We start from the raw sequence: 16258 nt of genomic DNA, 5'->3' as shown, positions 1-16258 counted from the left end.
GGTCAGGCGCGAATCTGTACCTTGATCGAATGCGCGCTTTTGTCCGCGGCGATCCTGAAGGCCTCGTCGATCTCGGCCAGATCCATCTCGTGCGTGACCATCGTCCGAAGCACGTTGCCCTTGCGCGCCAGCAGATCGATCGCGACCTCGAAGTCGTGCTTGCCGTCGATGACGCTATAGCAGTTCGGCAGATGGATGGTGAGCTCGCGTTCGAGGGCCTCGATGATTTCGAGTCCGCGGAAGCCGCGATCGAACGCGCCGAGGACACCCAGCATGCCGAGGTGGCGCACGAGCTTGCACGAGAAGTCGAGCGTGTCGGCCGAGCCGCCCACGGTCTCGATCGCATAGTCGGCGCCGAGGCCATCCGTCACCTGATTGATCTCGCCGGCGGCCGTCGGCAGGTCTAACGAAAGAACCCCCGCCGCGCCCATCTTCAGGGCGGCCTTCGCCTGGACCTCGTGCTTGGCGACCACATAAACCTTCTCGCTGCCGGCGTCGAGTGCCGCCGCCAACGCGGAGAGTCCGATGGTTCCCGCGCCCACGATCACGCCCGTCATGCCCGGACCGATCCCCATGCGCCGCGCCGCATGCACGCCGACGGCGACAGGCTCGACGATGGCGCCGAGCTGATCGTCGACCGCATCCGGAAGCGGAAACACGCCAACCGCCTTCGTCCTCACGAACTCGGCAAAACCGCCGCCGAACGGAAACTCGCGTGCCTGGCAGTGCAGCGCATAGCCGCGCTTGCAAAAAGCACATTTCCCGCACGCGGTGCCGAGCACCATGTCGACGGTGACGCGCCGGCCGAGCAAGGTGTTCGTCACGCCTTCGCCGACCGCAACCACGACGCCGCTCAGTTCGTGGCCCATGGGAAAGCCGGAGCGGCCGGCAAACGTTCGATAGGGATGCAGATCGCTGCCGCAGATGCCGATATTGGCGACCTTCAGAACAACCGTTCCCGGGATGGCCTCGGGTCGCTCCATTTCAATCAGTTCGAGCTTGCGCAGGCCGGTCTGCAGCGCCGCTTTCATGGCACCTCCAGCCGAATAGCATTCCTGATTCAATTGACTGTCCCTCCAGGTTCGTTAGGCAACCCGATTATGGCACGGCACCATCGGACGACCGCCGCCCGCACGGACCGCCGTGCTTTTTCCCGCGACAGCTGCACACATCCCTTTCCTTACACGGGCATCGAATTAATTAAAAAGGAACGTAATTTTTCCGCCACGGCTGTTTCATCATTGAGAACGAGAATCTGCTGCCGCGGCGGGTTGCCAGTAAGTACTGAATGGCTTTTGCCCGCGCGAACGGGGAGTGCTGGCGGCATCGGTACGCCATCGCCGCACGCTGTACGACAGCGGACGCCACTTCACCTGGGCCGCAGCGTGGCTGGATATCAAATCGCACAAAGCCAGCGCTGCCGCTCTGCTACCTGACATTTTTATTTCGACATGGGTCCGTGCCTTGAGCAGATCAGGACGCATCGAATCGAGCGTTGCCGGCACGGACAGGCAATGGACTGATCCATGACAAGTTTAATGAAATTTTTCTGAGGGGATGTGTCAATGAAATTGAAAGCAATACTAAAGAAAGAAATCCTGATCCTGGGCTGCCTCGCGCTTGCCGCGTGCGGCGGTGGCGGGAATTCCGGCGCGTCCGCACCGTCGGGTGCTTCCACGCCGTCAGGTGCGTCTACCCCGTCGGGTGCTTCCACGCCGACGGGCGCCTCCGCACCGACGGGCGCTTCCACGCCGGTCGTAACCCCGGCCAGCCTGACGTGGTCGGTCGACTCCGGTACGACCGTGACGCAGGCACAGATCGCCGTGAGCCCGTCCATCGGCTCGGGTGCCGGCGGTACGCCGTTCACGCTGGCGGCTCTCGCGGCCGACCCCAACAACACGCAGACCGTCGTGAGCGCGTCCAACCCGTTCCAGGCCAACGGCAACGTGCCGGATACGGCCTATGGGCTTTGCAACTACACGGCCTCGGCGGCACGCCTGTACTACGGCGGCACGACCGCCACCACGAACCCGCTGAACAGCTCGACGACGCCGTTCAATACGCCGACCGCCAAATCGGCCTTCAGCACGAGCGCGACCTATCCGTTCGTGAACATGGCGCCGTTCTATTTCCCGCTGACGTACACGTCGAACGTGACGTCGACCGGCAACGTCAACGCCTCGGCAACGCCGATCATCGGCCTGTTCGACTGGCGTCCCGAGTACATGGACGAAGGCCTGGTGGCGGCCGAATCCGACGACAACGGCAAGACGTGGTACTTCATGCAGAACACGCTGGAGCTGGCCGCGGGCAATAACGTTTGCCCCGCCACGCTGCAAAGCGACAACTCCGCGACGACGGCCGGCGACGGCTGGGGCCACGCCACGATCGTGCAGTTGCCGGGCTCGAATGCGAAGACCGGCGGCCAGATGCTGTACATGCTCAATCGTGCTCCGGCGGCTGTGGACGTTGCGCCGCTCAACGTGATCCAGCTGACCAACGTATCGCCGAAATTCCCGATTCAGAACACGAACGCCACGACGGTCGGCTCGCAGGACATCAACGCGATTCAAACCGCGCTGACGAATACGCCGGGCACGACGTCTCCGGTCGTCGTGCAGCAGACGGTCGGTCTCCTGAACCCCGACGGCATTCTGGCCGTGGTTCCGAATACCACGCCGGGCACGCCCACCACGGTTCTGTACGTGCAGAAGATCCTGAACGGCGACAACACCGGAAGCACCGCTCTGCCGGCTGTGCAGCAGTGCGCCAAGGCCCCGTTCAGCGGCAAGACCAACCATGACATCACGTATGTTCGGCTTGCCACGACGACAGACGGCGTTCACTTCACCGATGAAGGTGCGGTCAATGGCCTGAACGACCCGACCACGGTCGACTACAACGGAACCCGTTGGGTGACGCCGCGCGGCACGCTGATCGACATCAACGGTGACGGCAGCCGCTGGGGCCTGCTGTTCTCGGCAGGCAACTGTCTCGATGCGGACTCCGATGCGTTCCACTACATCGGGTACGCGGAATCGAGCGACCTGAAGAACTGGACCGTCTATAACGACATCAACCATCCGATCGCGTCGATCAACACGATCACCGCGAAGAACCAGGGTGGCAATCAGTCGACGGTGACGATTCCGGCCAATCCGCCGCTGATCCCGACGCAGTCGTGGTTTGCCCAGCGCGTGTACGCACCGTCGGGCATCCAGATCGATCCGACGCACCTGAGCGTGACCTTTGCGGGTTATGGCGTGCAGTCGCCGAAGACCGACCTGCTGAACTACCGTCAGATCGGCAACATCGTGCTGACGGCCAGCAAGGCGCTGCCGAAGGCGCCGAACAACATCAACAACCAGTAAGCGTTGATCTTGCGTAGTACAGACGGTATGCGGTAGCCGTCTGCGGTTTCTCCCGGGCCGTACGTGCCCGAGGGAGCCGAAAGCAGAACCTGAGCGCCACCTGCCTTGACCGGCCAGGTGGCGCTTTGCTTTATGCGTATGGTTGGTGGTTCATGTTTGCGATAGGTGGGCGTCGACAAGAGGGGCCAACTGCGGCGCGTACTCATGTGCCAGATCGTGGTTGCCACCTGCGACGACATGCAAGCGTGCGTCAGGAAGCAGTTCGAGAAGCCGCCGGCCAACCGCGACTGGACTGATTGGATCGGCATCTCCCCAAAGCAGAAGAACCGGCTGCGCGATGCGGCGCAGTTCGTGCGTCAGGTCGGCCTTGAAGGATGTGAACCAGTCGGGGAAAGGCGGATTTGCATTGCTCAATCCACTTCGCCAATCCGTGGCGCCCAGTGCCTGGGTGTCGATTCCGCCGGAAGTTACCGTCAGAACCAGATGAGTGACCAGGTCGGGCTTGGCCAGCGCCGCGCGGATTGCGATCACACCACCCATCGATTGGGCGATCAGGGCGGTGGGTTGGTCGATCTGGTCGACGACCATCCGAAGCAGGTCGTCGATGTCGTTGACGTCGGGCGCAGCGGGCTCCTGGCCGAACCCGGGATACGCGACGATGACTTTTCTGGCGGGGTTCGTCAGGCGATTCGCGAGTGGCTGCCAGAATGCGGTGTTGCCGGATGCGCCTGGCAGGAAGAGTAATTTTGAGGGGGTGCGCGTGTACTGATTCTTCATTGCTTATGGGATGCCGATTGCGCGTATGGACGTTGTGGATGTTGCCAGCGCGAGGAGAACGATTGTCGATGATCCCGATGTTGATGTCGACCGGTCGCTCCTCGCCGACAATACGCTTTCACTAACCGTTCGCACGTTTGTTCGGCGTCAACGGCGGTTATGTCGCTTCATATTTCGATAGGTACGACCGACCATGACGCGACGCTCGACGTGCGGCACCCAATGTCCGCAAGCGTGTGTGCAAGGGGTGTTTGCAACGCACACGCGCCGACAGGCGTCGGAGCGACACGTCGTGCTCGCAGCCTAACCGGTCGCATGGAAAGGGGTACCATGAGGAAGTTATCGAACGCCAGGTTCATCCGTACCTGAGCGTATAACGTCTCCCTGACCAGGAGTCCTGCCATGATCCTCTATCACACCGTACCCGATTCCCCGGTTATCGAAATCTCAGTCGAAGGCAAAATCACCGACCACGAACTGCGCGAAGCCATCGAGCGCATGCGTGGTGATCTTGAACTGAACGGTAAGACCCGCGTGCTCGAACGCATTGAGCATTTCAGTGGCATCGAGCCGAAGGCGCTATGGACCGATATGACGCTCGGTGTCTCCGTTGCCCGCAAGGTCACGCGTGCCGCCGTGGTGGCCGATGCGGGCTGGATTCGCGCTGCGATGCATCTGGCGCGGTTTTTTACGAAGGCTGAAATCAAGGCATTTCACGTCAACGAACTGGAGCAGGCGCGGGCCTGGATCAACGCCTGAACGTCGTTGACAACCGATCGCATCGACGAATGAAGACGACAGTGAATCAATGAGACTTACCGTTCGAGCAGTTTGAAGAACGGCGACGCGATAATGAGTAGTCCAAACGCGAAAACTATCCACCAGGCCGGTGTTCTGAGGTGTGCGAGAGCAGGAACGCGACGCACGAGATAGCACGGAATCAGACAGGCTACGATGCCAAACACCGGCACAGTAAGCTGCATCAGCATCATCGTCGAAATATTGAGCTTTACCCAGAAGGTCAGAAAGCAGACCGTACCGATAGCAATCGCAAACGGCACTAACCGGTTGAAACGGTCACTACGGACCATGAATCTATCGACGATGTTGGTGACAATGCCACGCACGGCGTCGTGGAAACCGAGGTAGATCCCGAAGAAGGCCGTGAAGATTGCCAGAACATTCAGAATCGTAGCCAGAATCCGGACTGTTTCACCTCTCATGACTCTGGCGGCAAGCGCCAGTGAAGAGATGTTGTGCGTCATCGCGTAGACCGCATCCTCGTGGTGTGTCGCCAGCATAAAGGACAGCGCAAAAAACACCACGCAAGTTACGAGGATAAAGTAGGCATATCGGCATGCACGAAGCGACCGATAGTTGGCAATTTCACGCTTTCCTTCCAGTTTCCGGTACGCGACGTTCATCGGATTCAACACATGAACGTAGATGATCGAGAGCATGGCCCAAGGCAAGGTGAGCAGCACGTCAACCATGAACGACGAAATCTCCGGAAAGTGACCGAGTGCGAGGTGAGACACATTCCAGTAAGGCATCATCGACAAACCGAGAAACACAATGATGCCCAGCTTCGAAACAATCATAGGCCCGGAGATACGGAACAGGAGTCGCTCTCCGCGCGACGCGATCAACACAAGCGTAATGATGATCGCACCGATGTACCACGTATGATCGCCGAGTGACGCGGCCGTCAGCTTGTATGTCTGAAGATAGGATGCGCTATCTCTTGTGATAGCCGAGGAATACGCGAGCATTCCCTTCAGCAGCATCAGAAAATAGGCAACGCCCATGAAGCCAGCCCAGTTTTTGCCGAGGTATTGCGTGATGATGTCGTTGTAATCGTCGCACGCTTCGGTATGCGCCAGCGACTGAAGGTACAGTCGAGCCTGAAGGTACGTCGCAGGATAAGCGATCACCAACGCCGTCAAAGACACCCAGAATCCTTTGACGCCCATCTGGATCGGCAGAAAAATGATCCCAGACCCGATCGCCATCCCGATGCACATCACAACCCAGCCGGCGTCATATCGCGTGAAGGGGACCGTGGGCTGCCCGGTTGCTTCGGGCAGGCAAGTTGGCAGCGTGTCGGCAGCGTTTTTCATCGAATCTCCCGGATTTTTTTCTCTTCAATATCGTTCGCCACGCGGCTCATCACATAAAAGCTTCGCGCCACGTCGATACGCCACGGCGCCGCGACTGCATTGTCTGGGGGCAACACGGAGTCGTGTCGTTCCTTATGCCAGTTAGCTTCCCGAAAAGAACCGTCGAGTTGATGCATCTCCTGGCTCGCATTATCGGAGCGCGCGCGGCTCCAAAAAAAGTGTTTCGCTGATTGGAACGTGCAAATGGTTGGGGCCGATTGGCAGGCAGTAGCCGGCAGATTCGCGTGCGGGTATCCGGAGCACCGGTCTCTCGGGATGGTCACGACGAACCATATAGCAGTGGGCGGTGATGACAATTCAGAGTAGAGTGGGCAGCTATCGAAATCGGTCCACCTGTCCGAATCGCTTCCATACCCAAATTGTCCTCAAAGCCAAATTCCCAGAGCCCTCGGCTCGCAGGACCGGATGGTCTCGCGGACGCCTTAAGCGACCGACAGTTCTCGACAAACCTTGCCCGAGGTCTCGATGTACTGCGAGCTTTCACTGCCGCCGAGCCCGTGCTGACCAACCGGGCGCTTTCTGATCGTACCGGGCTACCGAAAGCGACTGTTTCGCGACTCACGTACACGCTCACGCTGTACGGATATCTGGTTCAGGAGGAGTCCGGAGCTTACCGCCTGGGAACAGGTTTCCTCGCACTCAGTCATCCCATTCTGGCGAGCTTGCCGGTACGACAACTCGCGCGCCCATTCCTGCAGGCACTCGCCGATCAAACAGGATTTACTGTAAATCTCGCTATGCGCGAGCGTGTGAAGGCAATCTACATCGATACTGTTCGCGCTGATCTTTTCAATCCCTACCTTCCCGATATCGGACGCGTCAGCCCTCTTCTGCAGAGTGCAATCGGACGCGCACTCATATTCGGTCATCCTTCGGCGGAAAAAGAACGTCTGCTCAATCGGATCAAGGTGGGCGACCCAGAGAACTTCGAGGCAGGCCTTTCACTTCTCAAGGATGACGAAGCATTGTTCGCCAGGACTGGTTATTGTCGCGCACGAGGACCGTGGCTTTCCGATATCGATGCGATAGCCGTGCCACTTCCACTGCCGGGCCGGATGAGCCCTGTCGCGATCAATTGTTCGGTTGCGATGTCCGCACCTCACGTCGCGCGACTGGTTGAGGCTGTCGATGCGCTCAAGGACACCGCACGGCAAATCGGCGATGCTTGCAGCCGCGCGAGACCTGAAAGACTCTGATCTTTCCCTAGCCTGCTTGCGACGCAACCTGCTCCAGGATCGAACCGCTCGAAACCTGAACCTCGAAGTATTCGACCTTTGGATCGAAGGAGTCGAGAAGCTTTTGGGTGCTCTCTTTTACGACTGCCTCGTGAATGTCGTCGCGGCGCGCAAACTGACGTACCGCATCCATATCGCGCCAGTAGCTCATGAACAGGATTTCGTATTTCTCGCCGATCTGTTTGGCCGACATGCTCGCGCCGATGTGACCGTCGAGCTTTTTCATTTCCTGGAACGTGTTGCGCGCGAGGTGTGCTCCGTATGTGTCGACAACCTGCTGGTTAGCGGCAATGGCGCGCCAGGTTCGGATAATCATGATCGGTCCTTTCTGGTGTGGTTGCGGAGAAATCTTGATCGATTGATGCCGTCGATCAGGGCTTATGCGGTCGTCGGAAGCAACATTCTCTCGTTCATCGCCTGGCGTATTTCTACGTCAAACATATCCGGCGCCGGATTTCCGTGGATGAATCCAATGATCGTCGGATTTTGAGTAATGGAAGCGGGCCGATGATCGGCGATCTTTCAGGCGACTGGAAGCGGTCTGCGAAGCATTTCATTTCTCCGAATGTCTCGCAAAGCAACCGTGATACAGGATGATAAGTCCCGGTTCACCTCGTAGATTTTTTGATTCGCAGAGTGAAACGGTGAGCCGTTCCAACCTGATTAGACACTCTGTATCAGGACCAACATCTACTGCCTGTCGATACCCGGGCTGAATTGCGGTTACGACAGGCGCGATTACGCGAAGATTTACCAACGCTATAAGTCTTGAGTTTGCATGCGAATCCTCGTGATCCGGAAAACCCACTTGGGAAAATCTGCATGACAGAGGGGGCTGCGGCGCCAGATTATCCGTCTGCTATAACGGGCTTCGTCGTTTCGATCAGGTACTTGCAGACGCCGTCGAACCTGTGAGGGAAGCCTCACGGAAAGCGAGCGGCATGATTGTCGTCGGCCTGCCACGGAAATCTGGGGTGCGGTAAATGGGCGAGCTAGCCGTTTGATTGCAGATTGCTCTGTTGCACCCAAAGGGAAGGAGGGTAGACCTTGTGTAGACCAAGGGCAGACTACAAAAGGAAAGGGGCTACGCCAGATGACGTAACCCCTTGATTTTCTTGGTAGGCCGTACGGGATTCGAACCTGTGACCAACGGATTAAAAGTCCGCTGCTCTACCAGCTGAGCTAACGACCCAAAAGAGAAACGGGATTATATCGGCGAGCCTATAACCTGTCAACCCGACATACCCGCCACGTTATCGGCGTTTCCCTGAAGAACGGGAAATCGCGAACGTCAAAATGAAAGGCCCGGATATCGCTATCCGGGCCTTTCAGCGAGAGGCGCGCGTGGCTATGACATCGGACACTGCGCGTACTGCCAACGACTCAATCAGTTCCGCTGCCGCTACTTGATCTGCGACAGCTTGCTCTGCGCCGACTGCGCGACGTCCGAGCCGCCGTATTGCGCGACGATCTGCTCGAGGGTCTTCCTGGCCGCGGCCTTCTGACCTTGTTCGAGCTGATTGTTCGCAATCGCGAGCAGCGCTTCAGGCGCGCGCGGATGCTGCGGGTAATTCTTCACCACACCCTGCCAGACGGCCGTCGAACCCTTGTAGTCGCGCAGCGCATACAGCGCATTGCCGAGCCAGTACTGCGCGGTCGGCTGATAGGGGCTCGACGGATATTTGGAGATGAAGCTGCGGAACGACGCGGCCGCATTCTTGAAATCGCCGCTGCGGAATTGCTGTGAAGCCGCGTTGAACGCATCGGTTTCACCCGGCTGAACTTCGCCCTGGACGCCGTCCACCGTCTGTTGCTGCGGCTCGAATTTCTTCAGGCGCGTGTCGAGATCGGTGTAGTAGTCCTTCTGCTGTTTTTGCAGCATGCCGAGCTGGTTCGCCATGTCCTCGTTCTGCCCGCGCAGCGTCGCGACCTGCTGGTTCAACTGGTCGAGACGGTTGGACTGATCGAGGATCGTGCGCTGCGCCGCTGACAGCTGACTCGACAGGCTATCGGTCTTCGAGCGCAGATCGAGAATGGCCTGGCGGGCCTGATCGTCGTCGAAGATGCCCGCATGAGCGGGCACGGCCGCGAGGGCCGTGCCTGCGACGCAGGCCGCTGCGGCAAGCCGCAGCCAGGAGAAACGATGCGTCATTCGGCTCATTACCTGTTGACTTACTGTTGATACACGAGGTCGGCGCGGCGGTTCTGTGCCCACGACGCTTCGTCATGACCCGTCGCCATCGGCTTTTCCTTGCCGAGGCTCACGGCTTCCATTTGCGAATCCGCGACGCCCATCAGCGACAGCGAACGGCGCACGGCTTCAGCACGCTTCTGGCCGAGTGCCAGGTTGTACTCGCTCGTGCCGCGCTCGTCGGTGTTGCCCTGGATCAGCACGTGACGTTGCGGATGGCTCTTCAGGTACTGAGCGTGTTGCTGAAGCAGCGTCTGATAGTCGTCCTTGACCGAGTAGCTGTCGAAGTCGAAGTAGATGCTGCGCTTGGCGAGCGGGCTGTTCGGATCGTTGAGCGGATCGACGTTGACGGTTGCAACGTCGTTCGGGTTCGGCTGAGCCGAGCCCGCACCCTTGTTGGCGTTTTCGTCGAGCTTGACGCCCGAGTGACACGCGGCCAGCGCGCCGACCATGACGACGGCGAATGCGAAACGAAGTTTGGACATCATTTGATTACTCTCCTTGTGTTATTGCATCAACGTTATTGCATAAACGGGCCCCAGGACGGTTCGCGTACGCTACCACCCTGAACGGACAGGACCTGCCGGGTACGACCGTCGGTCGATACTGCGGCCAACACGCCACGGCCGTTCACCTGAGTGGCGTAAAGAATGTACTGACCGTTCGCCGCGAAGCTCGGCGATTCGTCATGTGTCGTGTCCGTCAGGCCCGTGGCGGTTCCGCCTTGCAGGTCCTGGAGATACAGCTTGAATGCACCGCCGACGCGCGAGATGTAGGCAAGCTGCTTGCCGTCAGGACTCACTCGCGGGCTGGTGTTGTAGCTGCCCGTAAACGTGACGCGTTGCGCGGAACCCGCGCTTTCGCCTTGTGCCGGCATTTTGTAGATCTGCGGCGAGCCGCCGCGGTCGCTCGTGAAATAGATCCACTGGCCGTCAGGAGAGTAGGTCGGCTCGGTGTCGATCGAGCTGCCTTGCGTGAGACGCCGCAGGCCACTGCCATCGGCATTGACCGCGAAAATCTGCGTATTGCCGGTGCGCGACAGCGCGACGGCGAGCGTGCGCCCGTCCGGCGACCAGGCCGGCGCGCTGTTGTTGCCCTTCTGGTCCGATACGACGATACGCCGGCCCGTGGGCAGGTCGTGGATGTAGACGATCGGCTTTTTCTTTTCGAACGACACGTAGGCGACCTTGGTGCCGTCCGGCGACCAGGCCGGCGAGATGATCGGCTCGGGGCTCGACAGCGCGATATGCGCGTCCTGGCCGTCCGAATCGGAAATCTGCAACTGGTAGCGGTTGCCCGACTTGATGACGTACGACAGGCGCGTCGCGAACACGCCGCGATTGCCCATCAGCTTCGCGTAGATGTAGTCGGCGACCTTGTGCGCGCTCATGCGCAGACCGCTTGCCGGGCTTACGAGCACGAGGCCGCCGAGGCTTTCGCCCTTGACCGTGTCGTACAGCTTGAAGCGCACTTCGTACTGGCCGTTCGGCAGGCGGTTCACGCTGCCCGCGACGAACGCGTTGGCGTCCTTGGCCTTCCAGGCGCCGAGATCGACCGAATCGGTCTCCGACACCGGCGTCGAGCCTGCGTCGACATTCGTGAATTTGCCGCTGCGTTGCAGGTCCTGGCGCACGATTGCGCTGACCTGCTGCGGGGAGTTCGCTTCATTGGCGAAATTCGCCGTTGCGATCGGAAACTGGGTGGATCCGACGCCCGTCACGAGGACGTTGAGTTGTGCATTGGCGGCGCCGCCGACGGTGATCAGGCACGTTGCCACGAGCGTTCGCAGGCCTAGCTTGGTCATCAAACTCATGCTGTATGGATTCCTCAAAACGGTTTTACTAATACTTCACGACAGCAGACAGACCGGAAAACAGCTAATTCGTTCCCGAGGTGGCCGTGCGCCATAGCACGGCTTTTGTCCTCAATTGACTGCAACTTAGCCGTAAATCGACTGCTAGCCAGCTGTCAAACTTCTGCGAATCGACCCGCAAGTCAGCCCGCAGGGCGCAACGTTATCAGGAAGCTTTCCGGCGTTTTGCCGTTGACGTCCAGAGGCATCGGATCCGAGCGCTGCACGGCCCGCAACGCGGCGGCGTCCCATGCGGCGTTGCCGCTACTGCGCGAGACCGTCGCGCTCAGCAAGGTGCCGGTCGGCGAACAGCGCACGGAGATGACGGTTTCGAGGCCTTCCGTTTCGCCGCCCCACGAAATGTTCGGGCGCACGACGCGGCGGACCTTGTCCGCATAACCCGGCGATGCCGCATTGCCTCCCGAGCCGCTGCCAGTACCGCTCTTGCCGAGCCCGTTGCCCGACGAACCCGTGGGGCCCGCCATGCCCTGCATCTGCGCAAGTCGCGCGCGTCGTTCCGAGTCGAGCTGTTTCTTCGCCTGCGCGGCGGCATCGGCCTGCGCCTTGGCCTTCGCCGCTTTCTCGGCGTCAGCCTTCTTCTGCGCCTCCGCCTGAGCCTGCTTCTGTTGCTGCTCCTGCTGTTCTTTCAGTTGCTGCTGCTTTTGCTGCTCGGCGAGCTGCTGTTGCTTGAGCCTGTCGGCCTGCTGCTGCTGCTGCTGCTTGAGCTTCGCGGCCTTCTGGGCGGCGAGTTGAGCGGCCTGCTCGGCCGCCAGTTCCTGCTGGCGTTTCGCGTCCGCTTCCTGCTGCTCTTTCAGCTTCTGCTGACGCTGCTGCTCGGCCAGTTGCGCCGCGCGCGCTGCTTCCTGCTGCTGGCGTTTCTTTTCCTGCAGGGCGATGTCGGCCTGCTCGTCGCGCACGGGCGGGGCAGGGGCGACCGGCGCGGGCGGCGGCGGAACGGGACGCGGAATCGCCGAGTCCGGCACCTCGGTCCACAGTTCCGCTTCCGCGCCTTCGGGCGTGCTGTTCTGCCACTGGATGCCGTGGTACAGGAAGAACCCGAGCAGCGCATGCATCACCAGCGCGAACGCAAAGGCTCGCCCGGTGCCGCGTTCACGCGGTGGCTGGAGCGGGTATTCGGAATTCTTGCGGATCATTGCGATTTGACGAGCAATCCAACGCGCTTGACGCCCTGAGCCTTCAGCTCGGACATCACGTTCATCACGGCTTCATACTTCACGGTTTTGTCGGCGGCGATCACGACGGGCTGGTCCGGGTGCGATTGCGCGCGATCGGCGATGAAGCCGTTGAGGCCGGCCTTCGTCATGTCTTCCTGCTGCTGCGTGCCGGCGTCGTCCTTGTACTTGACGCTCAGGTTGCCGTCCGCGCGGATGTTGACGATTACGGGCGGGGTTTGCTGCTGCGGCGCGGCGCCGCCGACGGTCGGCAGATTGACGATCGACGGCGCGACGAGCGGTGCCGTGACCATGAAGATCACGAGCAGCACGAGCATCACGTCGATGTACGGCACGACGTTGATGTCGGCCATCGCGCGGCGCTGACGCGAGCCGCGCATGCTGGAGGAGCGGGAGCCTGCCATCGTGGCCTCCTTACTGTGCCTGGCGCTGCAGAATGTTCGAGAACTCTTCGATGAAGGTTTCGAAACGGATCGCCAGACGATCGATGTCGTGCGCGTAGCGGTTGTAGGCAACCACGGCCGGAATTGCGGCGAACAGGCCGATCGCGGTGGCGGTCAGCGCCTCGGCGATGCCCGGCGCGACGTTCGCGAGCGTGGCCTGCTGCACGTTGGCGAGGCCGCGGAACGCATTCATGATCCCCCACACCGTACCGAACAGACCGATATACGGGCTGACCGAACCGACCGAGGCGAGGAACGCGAGGTTCGCCTCGAGCACGTCCATTTCGCGCTGGAACGCCGCGCGCATCGCACGCCGGGCGCCGTCGAGAATCGCGCCCGGATCGTTCAGGCGTTTTTCCTTGCCCTTCAGGAATTCGCGCATGCCGGACTCGAAAATCCGCTCGAGCGCACCGATCGTGTGACGGTTGTTCGCGGCGCTCTGATACAGCGCCTGCAGGTCGCCGCCCGACCAGAAATCGCGCTCGAAGCGTTCAGTTTGCGCGCGCGCCCGGCGAATCGCAAACCACTTGCGGAAGATGAAAGTCCATGACAGCAGCGAGAGCAACAGCAGCAGAGCCATGACCGCCTGGGCCAGCAGGCTCGCGTTGAGTACGAGTGAAACGATCGACAGATCTTGTGTAGTGTTCATAAAGGTTCGTTTTAACGTCCCGGGAGGGGGCGTCCGGCTGCAAGGCCGCCTCAAGCTTGCCGTGAACAGAACGGAAGCTTCGGCGATATCGAAGCCGAACCATGCTTTGTGTTGCCTGATCGGTATGAGTTCACTGGCCCCGTATCAACGAGGCTCGGTCATCGTCCGTTGACACGCCGGCGCTGCTCAATGCATATCTGGCCCGCGCCGCAGCGCGGCGAGAACCGGGGCGGGGATCGCCGCCGGCCGCAGCGCGTCGCGGTCCACGCAGCCGATCCGGATCGAACCGGCGGCTAGCAGCGTGCTTTCGCGCCATGCTTCCTGCGCGAAATCCACCGAAGCTCTGCCAAGACGCTCGATCCGGCTGACAATTTTCACGATGTCGTCGAGCCGGGCCGGAGCCCGGTAGTCGACTGCGGTGCTGCGCACGATGAAAATCGCCCCCGTTTCTTCCGCAAGCCGATGCTGGTCGACGCCGCACGCGCGCAGCCATTCGGTGCGCGCCCGTTCGAAAAATTTCAGGTAATTGGCGTAAAACACGATGCCGCCCGCATCGGTATCTTCGTAGTACACGCGGATGGGCCATGTGTAGCCGCTTTCCATGCCAGGCTGGCTGGTCGACATATTCATGCGGCGCATTTTACCGGAACGCATACTGCGGGTCTGTTTCAAAATGTGCGTTTTGTCCGGCGTGCTCCGGCCGCGCGTGCGGCCGGGTTTGGCGCACGCCCGAGCGCCCATTCGAGGGCCGTCCGGCAGGGCGAGCCAAGGGTAGCCGAGGGGCCACTCAGGGACCACCCAGGAACCCGACGGGACCACCGGGCGCGGTTTGCCCACCGCTCGCCGGGCCGACCCTCGCGGCGCGGTCAGCCGCGATGCACGGTCAGTCCGCCGAACGACTGCGCGACCGGCATCAGCTCGATCGTATTGATGTTGACGTGGGCGGGGCGCGTGGCGATCCAGTAGATCGAATCGGCGATGTCCTCGGCGGTCAGCGGCTGGACGTTTTCGTAGACCTTGGCGGCCTTGCCGTCGTCGCCGCGATAGCGCACGTTCGAGAATTCGGTGCCGCCGCACAGGCCCGGTTCGATGTCGGTCACGCGCAGCGCGGTGCCGGCGAGATCGGCGCGCAGGTTCAGGCTGAACTGGCGCACGAACGCCTTGGTCGCGCCGTAGACGTTGCCGCCCGCGTACGGCCAGCGGCCCGCGATCGAGCCCAGATTGAAGATATGACCGCGATTGCGCTCGACCATGCCGGGCAGGAGCGCATGCGTAACCTGCACGAGGCCCGTGCAGTTGGTCTCGATCATGGTGTTCCATTCGTCGAGGCTGGCCTTGTGCGCGGGCTCGGTGCCGAGCGCGAGGCCGGCGTTGTTGACGAGCACGTCGAGCGCGGCGAATTCGGCCGGCAGCGAGGCGGGCACGGCTTCGACGGCGGCGCGGTCGCGCACGTCGAGTTCATATGGCAGCAGCGCGTCGCCGAGTTCGTCGGCGAGTGCCTGCAGACGGTCTTTGCGGCGAGCGGTAGCGACGACGCGATGGCCGCCCTTGACGAAGGCACGAGCGATGGCGGCGCCGAAGCCTGCCGACGCACCGGTAACGAACACGATCATTGCAATTCCCTGGTCGATAAGAGACAAAGGCCCCAAGCCTACTTGCAATGCGGCGCTGCGGCAAGGATGAACGAGCCGCATCGGCAGCCGTGGCAGCGGCGTTTGGCGGATATTCGGCGCGGCTGCCCGGCTTTCGTCAGACCTGTGCGCGAGACGCGGCGCTGGGCGCCCGAAAGCCCCGCCGGCGGGCGCTGGAGCGCCGGAAAGCCGGTTGCCTATTCGGGCCTCTTCCAATACACTAACGCGCTCGACCCTGCGTGACTGGCGATAGAACCGAGTCAGCCGACTCAGCCGATTCAACCAATCGGGTTCAAGGTGGAACAACCCACCGTGAAGCGCAGGGTGCCGTTTTGCCGTTCGCCTGGGCAGCCGTGATCCGTGCGCATCGATTTGCGCTGACGGTGGTTGGCCTGCCTCGCGTGTGCGGCGACTCCCCCCTCGCCACGTCTGGGCTGGCATGGCCGCCAGCAGCGCTGCGTACCCTCTACGCAAGATTCGGCGCACGATCCGGTCAACCTGAACACACTCAACGGAATCCGTATGTTTGACAGAGCCCAAAGCACCATCGCCAACGTCGATCCTGAACTCTGGAAGGTCATCGAGCAGGAAAACCGCCGCCAGGAAGAACACATCGAACTGATCGCGTCGGAAAACTACACCTCGCCCGCGGTCATGGCCGCACAGGGCTCGCAACTCACGAACAAGTACGCCGAAGGGTATCCGGGCAAGCGCTACTACGGCGGCTGCGAATATG

General features: G+C 61.0%; 16 protein-coding genes, 1 tRNA gene, 1 pseudogene and 1 riboswitch. Of the genes and pseudogenes, 4 read left to right on the top strand and 14 right to left on the bottom strand.

Annotated elements, in window-relative coordinates:
- Window positions 1-2: 2 nt before the first annotated feature.
- Window positions 3-1031 (bottom strand): alcohol dehydrogenase catalytic domain-containing protein, encoded by a 1029-nt coding sequence (locus F3J20_RS19295; protein ID WP_167284234.1) that lies wholly within the window; start codon window positions 1029-1031, stop codon window positions 3-5.
- Between the two features lie 534 nt (window positions 1032-1565).
- Here F3J20_RS19295 and F3J20_RS31885 point away from each other — a divergent pair.
- Window positions 1566-3371 (top strand): hypothetical protein, encoded by a 1806-nt coding sequence (locus F3J20_RS31885; RefSeq protein ID WP_205299337.1) that lies wholly within the window; start codon window positions 1566-1568, stop codon window positions 3369-3371.
- 150 nt (window positions 3372-3521) lie between these two features.
- Here F3J20_RS31885 and F3J20_RS19285 read toward each other — a convergent pair whose 3' ends face one another.
- Window positions 3522-4148, bottom strand: a complete 627-nt coding sequence (locus F3J20_RS19285; RefSeq protein WP_167036106.1) for an alpha/beta fold hydrolase — start codon at window positions 4146-4148, stop codon at window positions 3522-3524.
- A gap of 402 nt (window positions 4149-4550) precedes the next feature.
- Here F3J20_RS19285 and F3J20_RS19280 point away from each other — a divergent pair, with 402 nt between their 5' ends.
- Window positions 4551-4907, top strand: a complete 357-nt coding sequence (locus F3J20_RS19280; protein ID WP_167036109.1) for an STAS/SEC14 domain-containing protein — start codon at window positions 4551-4553, stop codon at window positions 4905-4907.
- A gap of 56 nt (window positions 4908-4963) precedes the next feature.
- Here F3J20_RS19280 and F3J20_RS19275 read toward each other — a convergent pair whose 3' ends face one another.
- Window positions 4964-6268 carry an amino acid permease gene (locus tag F3J20_RS19275; RefSeq protein ID WP_167284233.1) on the bottom strand — a complete coding sequence of 435 codons (1305 nt, stop codon included), beginning with the start codon at window positions 6266-6268 and terminating at the stop codon, window positions 4964-4966.
- Window positions 6265-6444: a hypothetical protein gene (locus tag F3J20_RS19270; protein WP_167284232.1), complete on the bottom strand. Its 180-nt coding sequence runs from the start codon at window positions 6442-6444 to the stop codon at window positions 6265-6267. The genes F3J20_RS19275 and F3J20_RS19270 overlap by 4 nt, the downstream gene beginning before the upstream one ends.
- Before the next feature lie 381 nt (window positions 6445-6825).
- Between F3J20_RS19270 and F3J20_RS19265 the strand changes: the two genes are divergently transcribed.
- Window positions 6826-7524: a helix-turn-helix domain-containing protein gene (locus F3J20_RS19265; RefSeq protein ID WP_345889901.1), complete on the top strand. Its 699-nt coding sequence runs from the start codon at window positions 6826-6828 to the stop codon at window positions 7522-7524.
- A gap of 7 nt (window positions 7525-7531) precedes the next feature.
- Here F3J20_RS19265 and F3J20_RS19260 read toward each other — a convergent pair whose 3' ends face one another.
- From F3J20_RS19260 to ydfG, 10 genes are all read right to left on the bottom strand, one after another.
- Window positions 7532-7879: a DUF4188 domain-containing protein gene (locus F3J20_RS19260; RefSeq protein WP_167284231.1), complete on the bottom strand. Its 348-nt coding sequence runs from the start codon at window positions 7877-7879 to the stop codon at window positions 7532-7534.
- Window positions 7880-8679: 800 nt separating this feature from the next.
- A tRNA-Lys gene (locus F3J20_RS19255) sits at window positions 8680-8755 on the bottom strand.
- Window positions 8756-8965: 210 nt separating this feature from the next.
- Window positions 8966-9715: a tol-pal system protein YbgF gene (gene ybgF, locus F3J20_RS19250; RefSeq protein WP_167036118.1), complete on the bottom strand. Its 750-nt coding sequence runs from the start codon at window positions 9713-9715 to the stop codon at window positions 8966-8968.
- Between the two features lie 20 nt (window positions 9716-9735).
- Entirely contained in the window at window positions 9736-10242 is a 507-nt protein-coding gene (gene pal, locus F3J20_RS19245) for a peptidoglycan-associated lipoprotein Pal (protein ID WP_167036121.1), read from the bottom strand.
- 32 nt (window positions 10243-10274) lie between these two features.
- Complete coding sequence (gene tolB, locus F3J20_RS19240) at window positions 10275-11567, bottom strand: Tol-Pal system beta propeller repeat protein TolB (RefSeq protein ID WP_167036124.1); 1293 nt, start codon at window positions 11565-11567, stop codon at window positions 10275-10277.
- 182 nt (window positions 11568-11749) lie between these two features.
- Window positions 11750-12760 (bottom strand): cell envelope integrity protein TolA, encoded by a 1011-nt coding sequence (gene tolA / locus F3J20_RS19235; RefSeq protein ID WP_167284230.1) that lies wholly within the window; start codon window positions 12758-12760, stop codon window positions 11750-11752.
- Window positions 12757-13203: a protein TolR gene (tolR, locus tag F3J20_RS19230; RefSeq protein ID WP_167284229.1), complete on the bottom strand. Its 447-nt coding sequence runs from the start codon at window positions 13201-13203 to the stop codon at window positions 12757-12759. The genes tolA and tolR overlap by 4 nt, the downstream gene beginning before the upstream one ends.
- A gap of 10 nt (window positions 13204-13213) precedes the next feature.
- Window positions 13214-13891 (bottom strand): protein TolQ, encoded by a 678-nt coding sequence (gene tolQ, locus F3J20_RS19225; RefSeq protein WP_007179119.1) that lies wholly within the window; start codon window positions 13889-13891, stop codon window positions 13214-13216.
- A 186-nt stretch (window positions 13892-14077) separates the two neighbouring features.
- Window positions 14078-14530, bottom strand: a complete 453-nt coding sequence (gene ybgC / locus F3J20_RS19220; protein WP_167284251.1) for a tol-pal system-associated acyl-CoA thioesterase — start codon at window positions 14528-14530, stop codon at window positions 14078-14080.
- A 227-nt stretch (window positions 14531-14757) separates the two neighbouring features.
- The gene (gene ydfG / locus F3J20_RS19215; protein ID WP_167284228.1) at window positions 14758-15504 is read right to left on the bottom strand and encodes a bifunctional NADP-dependent 3-hydroxy acid dehydrogenase/3-hydroxypropionate dehydrogenase YdfG; all 747 of its coding nucleotides are present in this window, start codon (window positions 15502-15504) and stop codon (window positions 14758-14760) included.
- A gap of 247 nt (window positions 15505-15751) precedes the next feature.
- A riboswitch (ZMP/ZTP riboswitch) is annotated at window positions 15752-15878 on the top strand.
- Between the two features lie 166 nt (window positions 15879-16044).
- On the opposite strand from ydfG, the pseudogene glyA reads away from it, so the two are divergent.
- A pseudogene (gene glyA / locus F3J20_RS19210) lies at window positions 16045-16258 on the top strand (serine hydroxymethyltransferase); the annotation flags it as partial.

The sequence above is a fragment of the Paraburkholderia sp. Cy-641 genome, assembly GCF_011752945.1.
GTDB lineage: Bacteria > Pseudomonadota > Gammaproteobacteria > Burkholderiales > Burkholderiaceae > Paraburkholderia.
Note: the sequence above shows the minus strand (reverse complement) of the source record. Positions and strands in the feature narration are given on the sequence as shown.

Coding starts and splice junctions, on each gene's coding strand:
- F3J20_RS19280 (WP_167036109.1), top strand. CDS start 4,551: ATGATCCTCTATCACACCGTACCCGATTCCCCGGTTATCGAAATCTCA.
- ydfG (WP_167284228.1), bottom strand. CDS start 15,504: ATGATCGTGTTCGTTACCGGTGCGTCGGCAGGCTTCGGCGCCGCCATC.
- pal (WP_167036121.1), bottom strand. CDS start 10,242: ATGATGTCCAAACTTCGTTTCGCATTCGCCGTCGTCATGGTCGGCGCG.
- F3J20_RS19270 (WP_167284232.1), bottom strand. CDS start 6,444: ATGCATCAACTCGACGGTTCTTTTCGGGAAGCTAACTGGCATAAGGAA.
- tolR (WP_167284229.1), bottom strand. CDS start 13,203: ATGGCAGGCTCCCGCTCCTCCAGCATGCGCGGCTCGCGTCAGCGCCGC.
- tolA (WP_167284230.1), bottom strand. CDS start 12,760: ATGATCCGCAAGAATTCCGAATACCCGCTCCAGCCACCGCGTGAACGC.
- tolQ (WP_007179119.1), bottom strand. CDS start 13,891: ATGAACACTACACAAGATCTGTCGATCGTTTCACTCGTACTCAACGCG.
- F3J20_RS19275 (WP_167284233.1), bottom strand. CDS start 6,268: ATGAAAAACGCTGCCGACACGCTGCCAACTTGCCTGCCCGAAGCAACC.
- tolB (WP_167036124.1), bottom strand. CDS start 11,567: ATGAGTTTGATGACCAAGCTAGGCCTGCGAACGCTCGTGGCAACGTGC.
- ybgF (WP_167036118.1), bottom strand. CDS start 9,715: ATGACGCATCGTTTCTCCTGGCTGCGGCTTGCCGCAGCGGCCTGCGTC.
- F3J20_RS19285 (WP_167036106.1), bottom strand. CDS start 4,148: ATGAAGAATCAGTACACGCGCACCCCCTCAAAATTACTCTTCCTGCCA.
- F3J20_RS31885 (WP_205299337.1), top strand. CDS start 1,566: ATGAAATTGAAAGCAATACTAAAGAAAGAAATCCTGATCCTGGGCTGC.
- F3J20_RS19295 (WP_167284234.1), bottom strand. CDS start 1,031: ATGAAAGCGGCGCTGCAGACCGGCCTGCGCAAGCTCGAACTGATTGAA.
- ybgC (WP_167284251.1), bottom strand. CDS start 14,530: ATGCGCCGCATGAATATGTCGACCAGCCAGCCTGGCATGGAAAGCGGC.
- F3J20_RS19260 (WP_167284231.1), bottom strand. CDS start 7,879: ATGATTATCCGAACCTGGCGCGCCATTGCCGCTAACCAGCAGGTTGTC.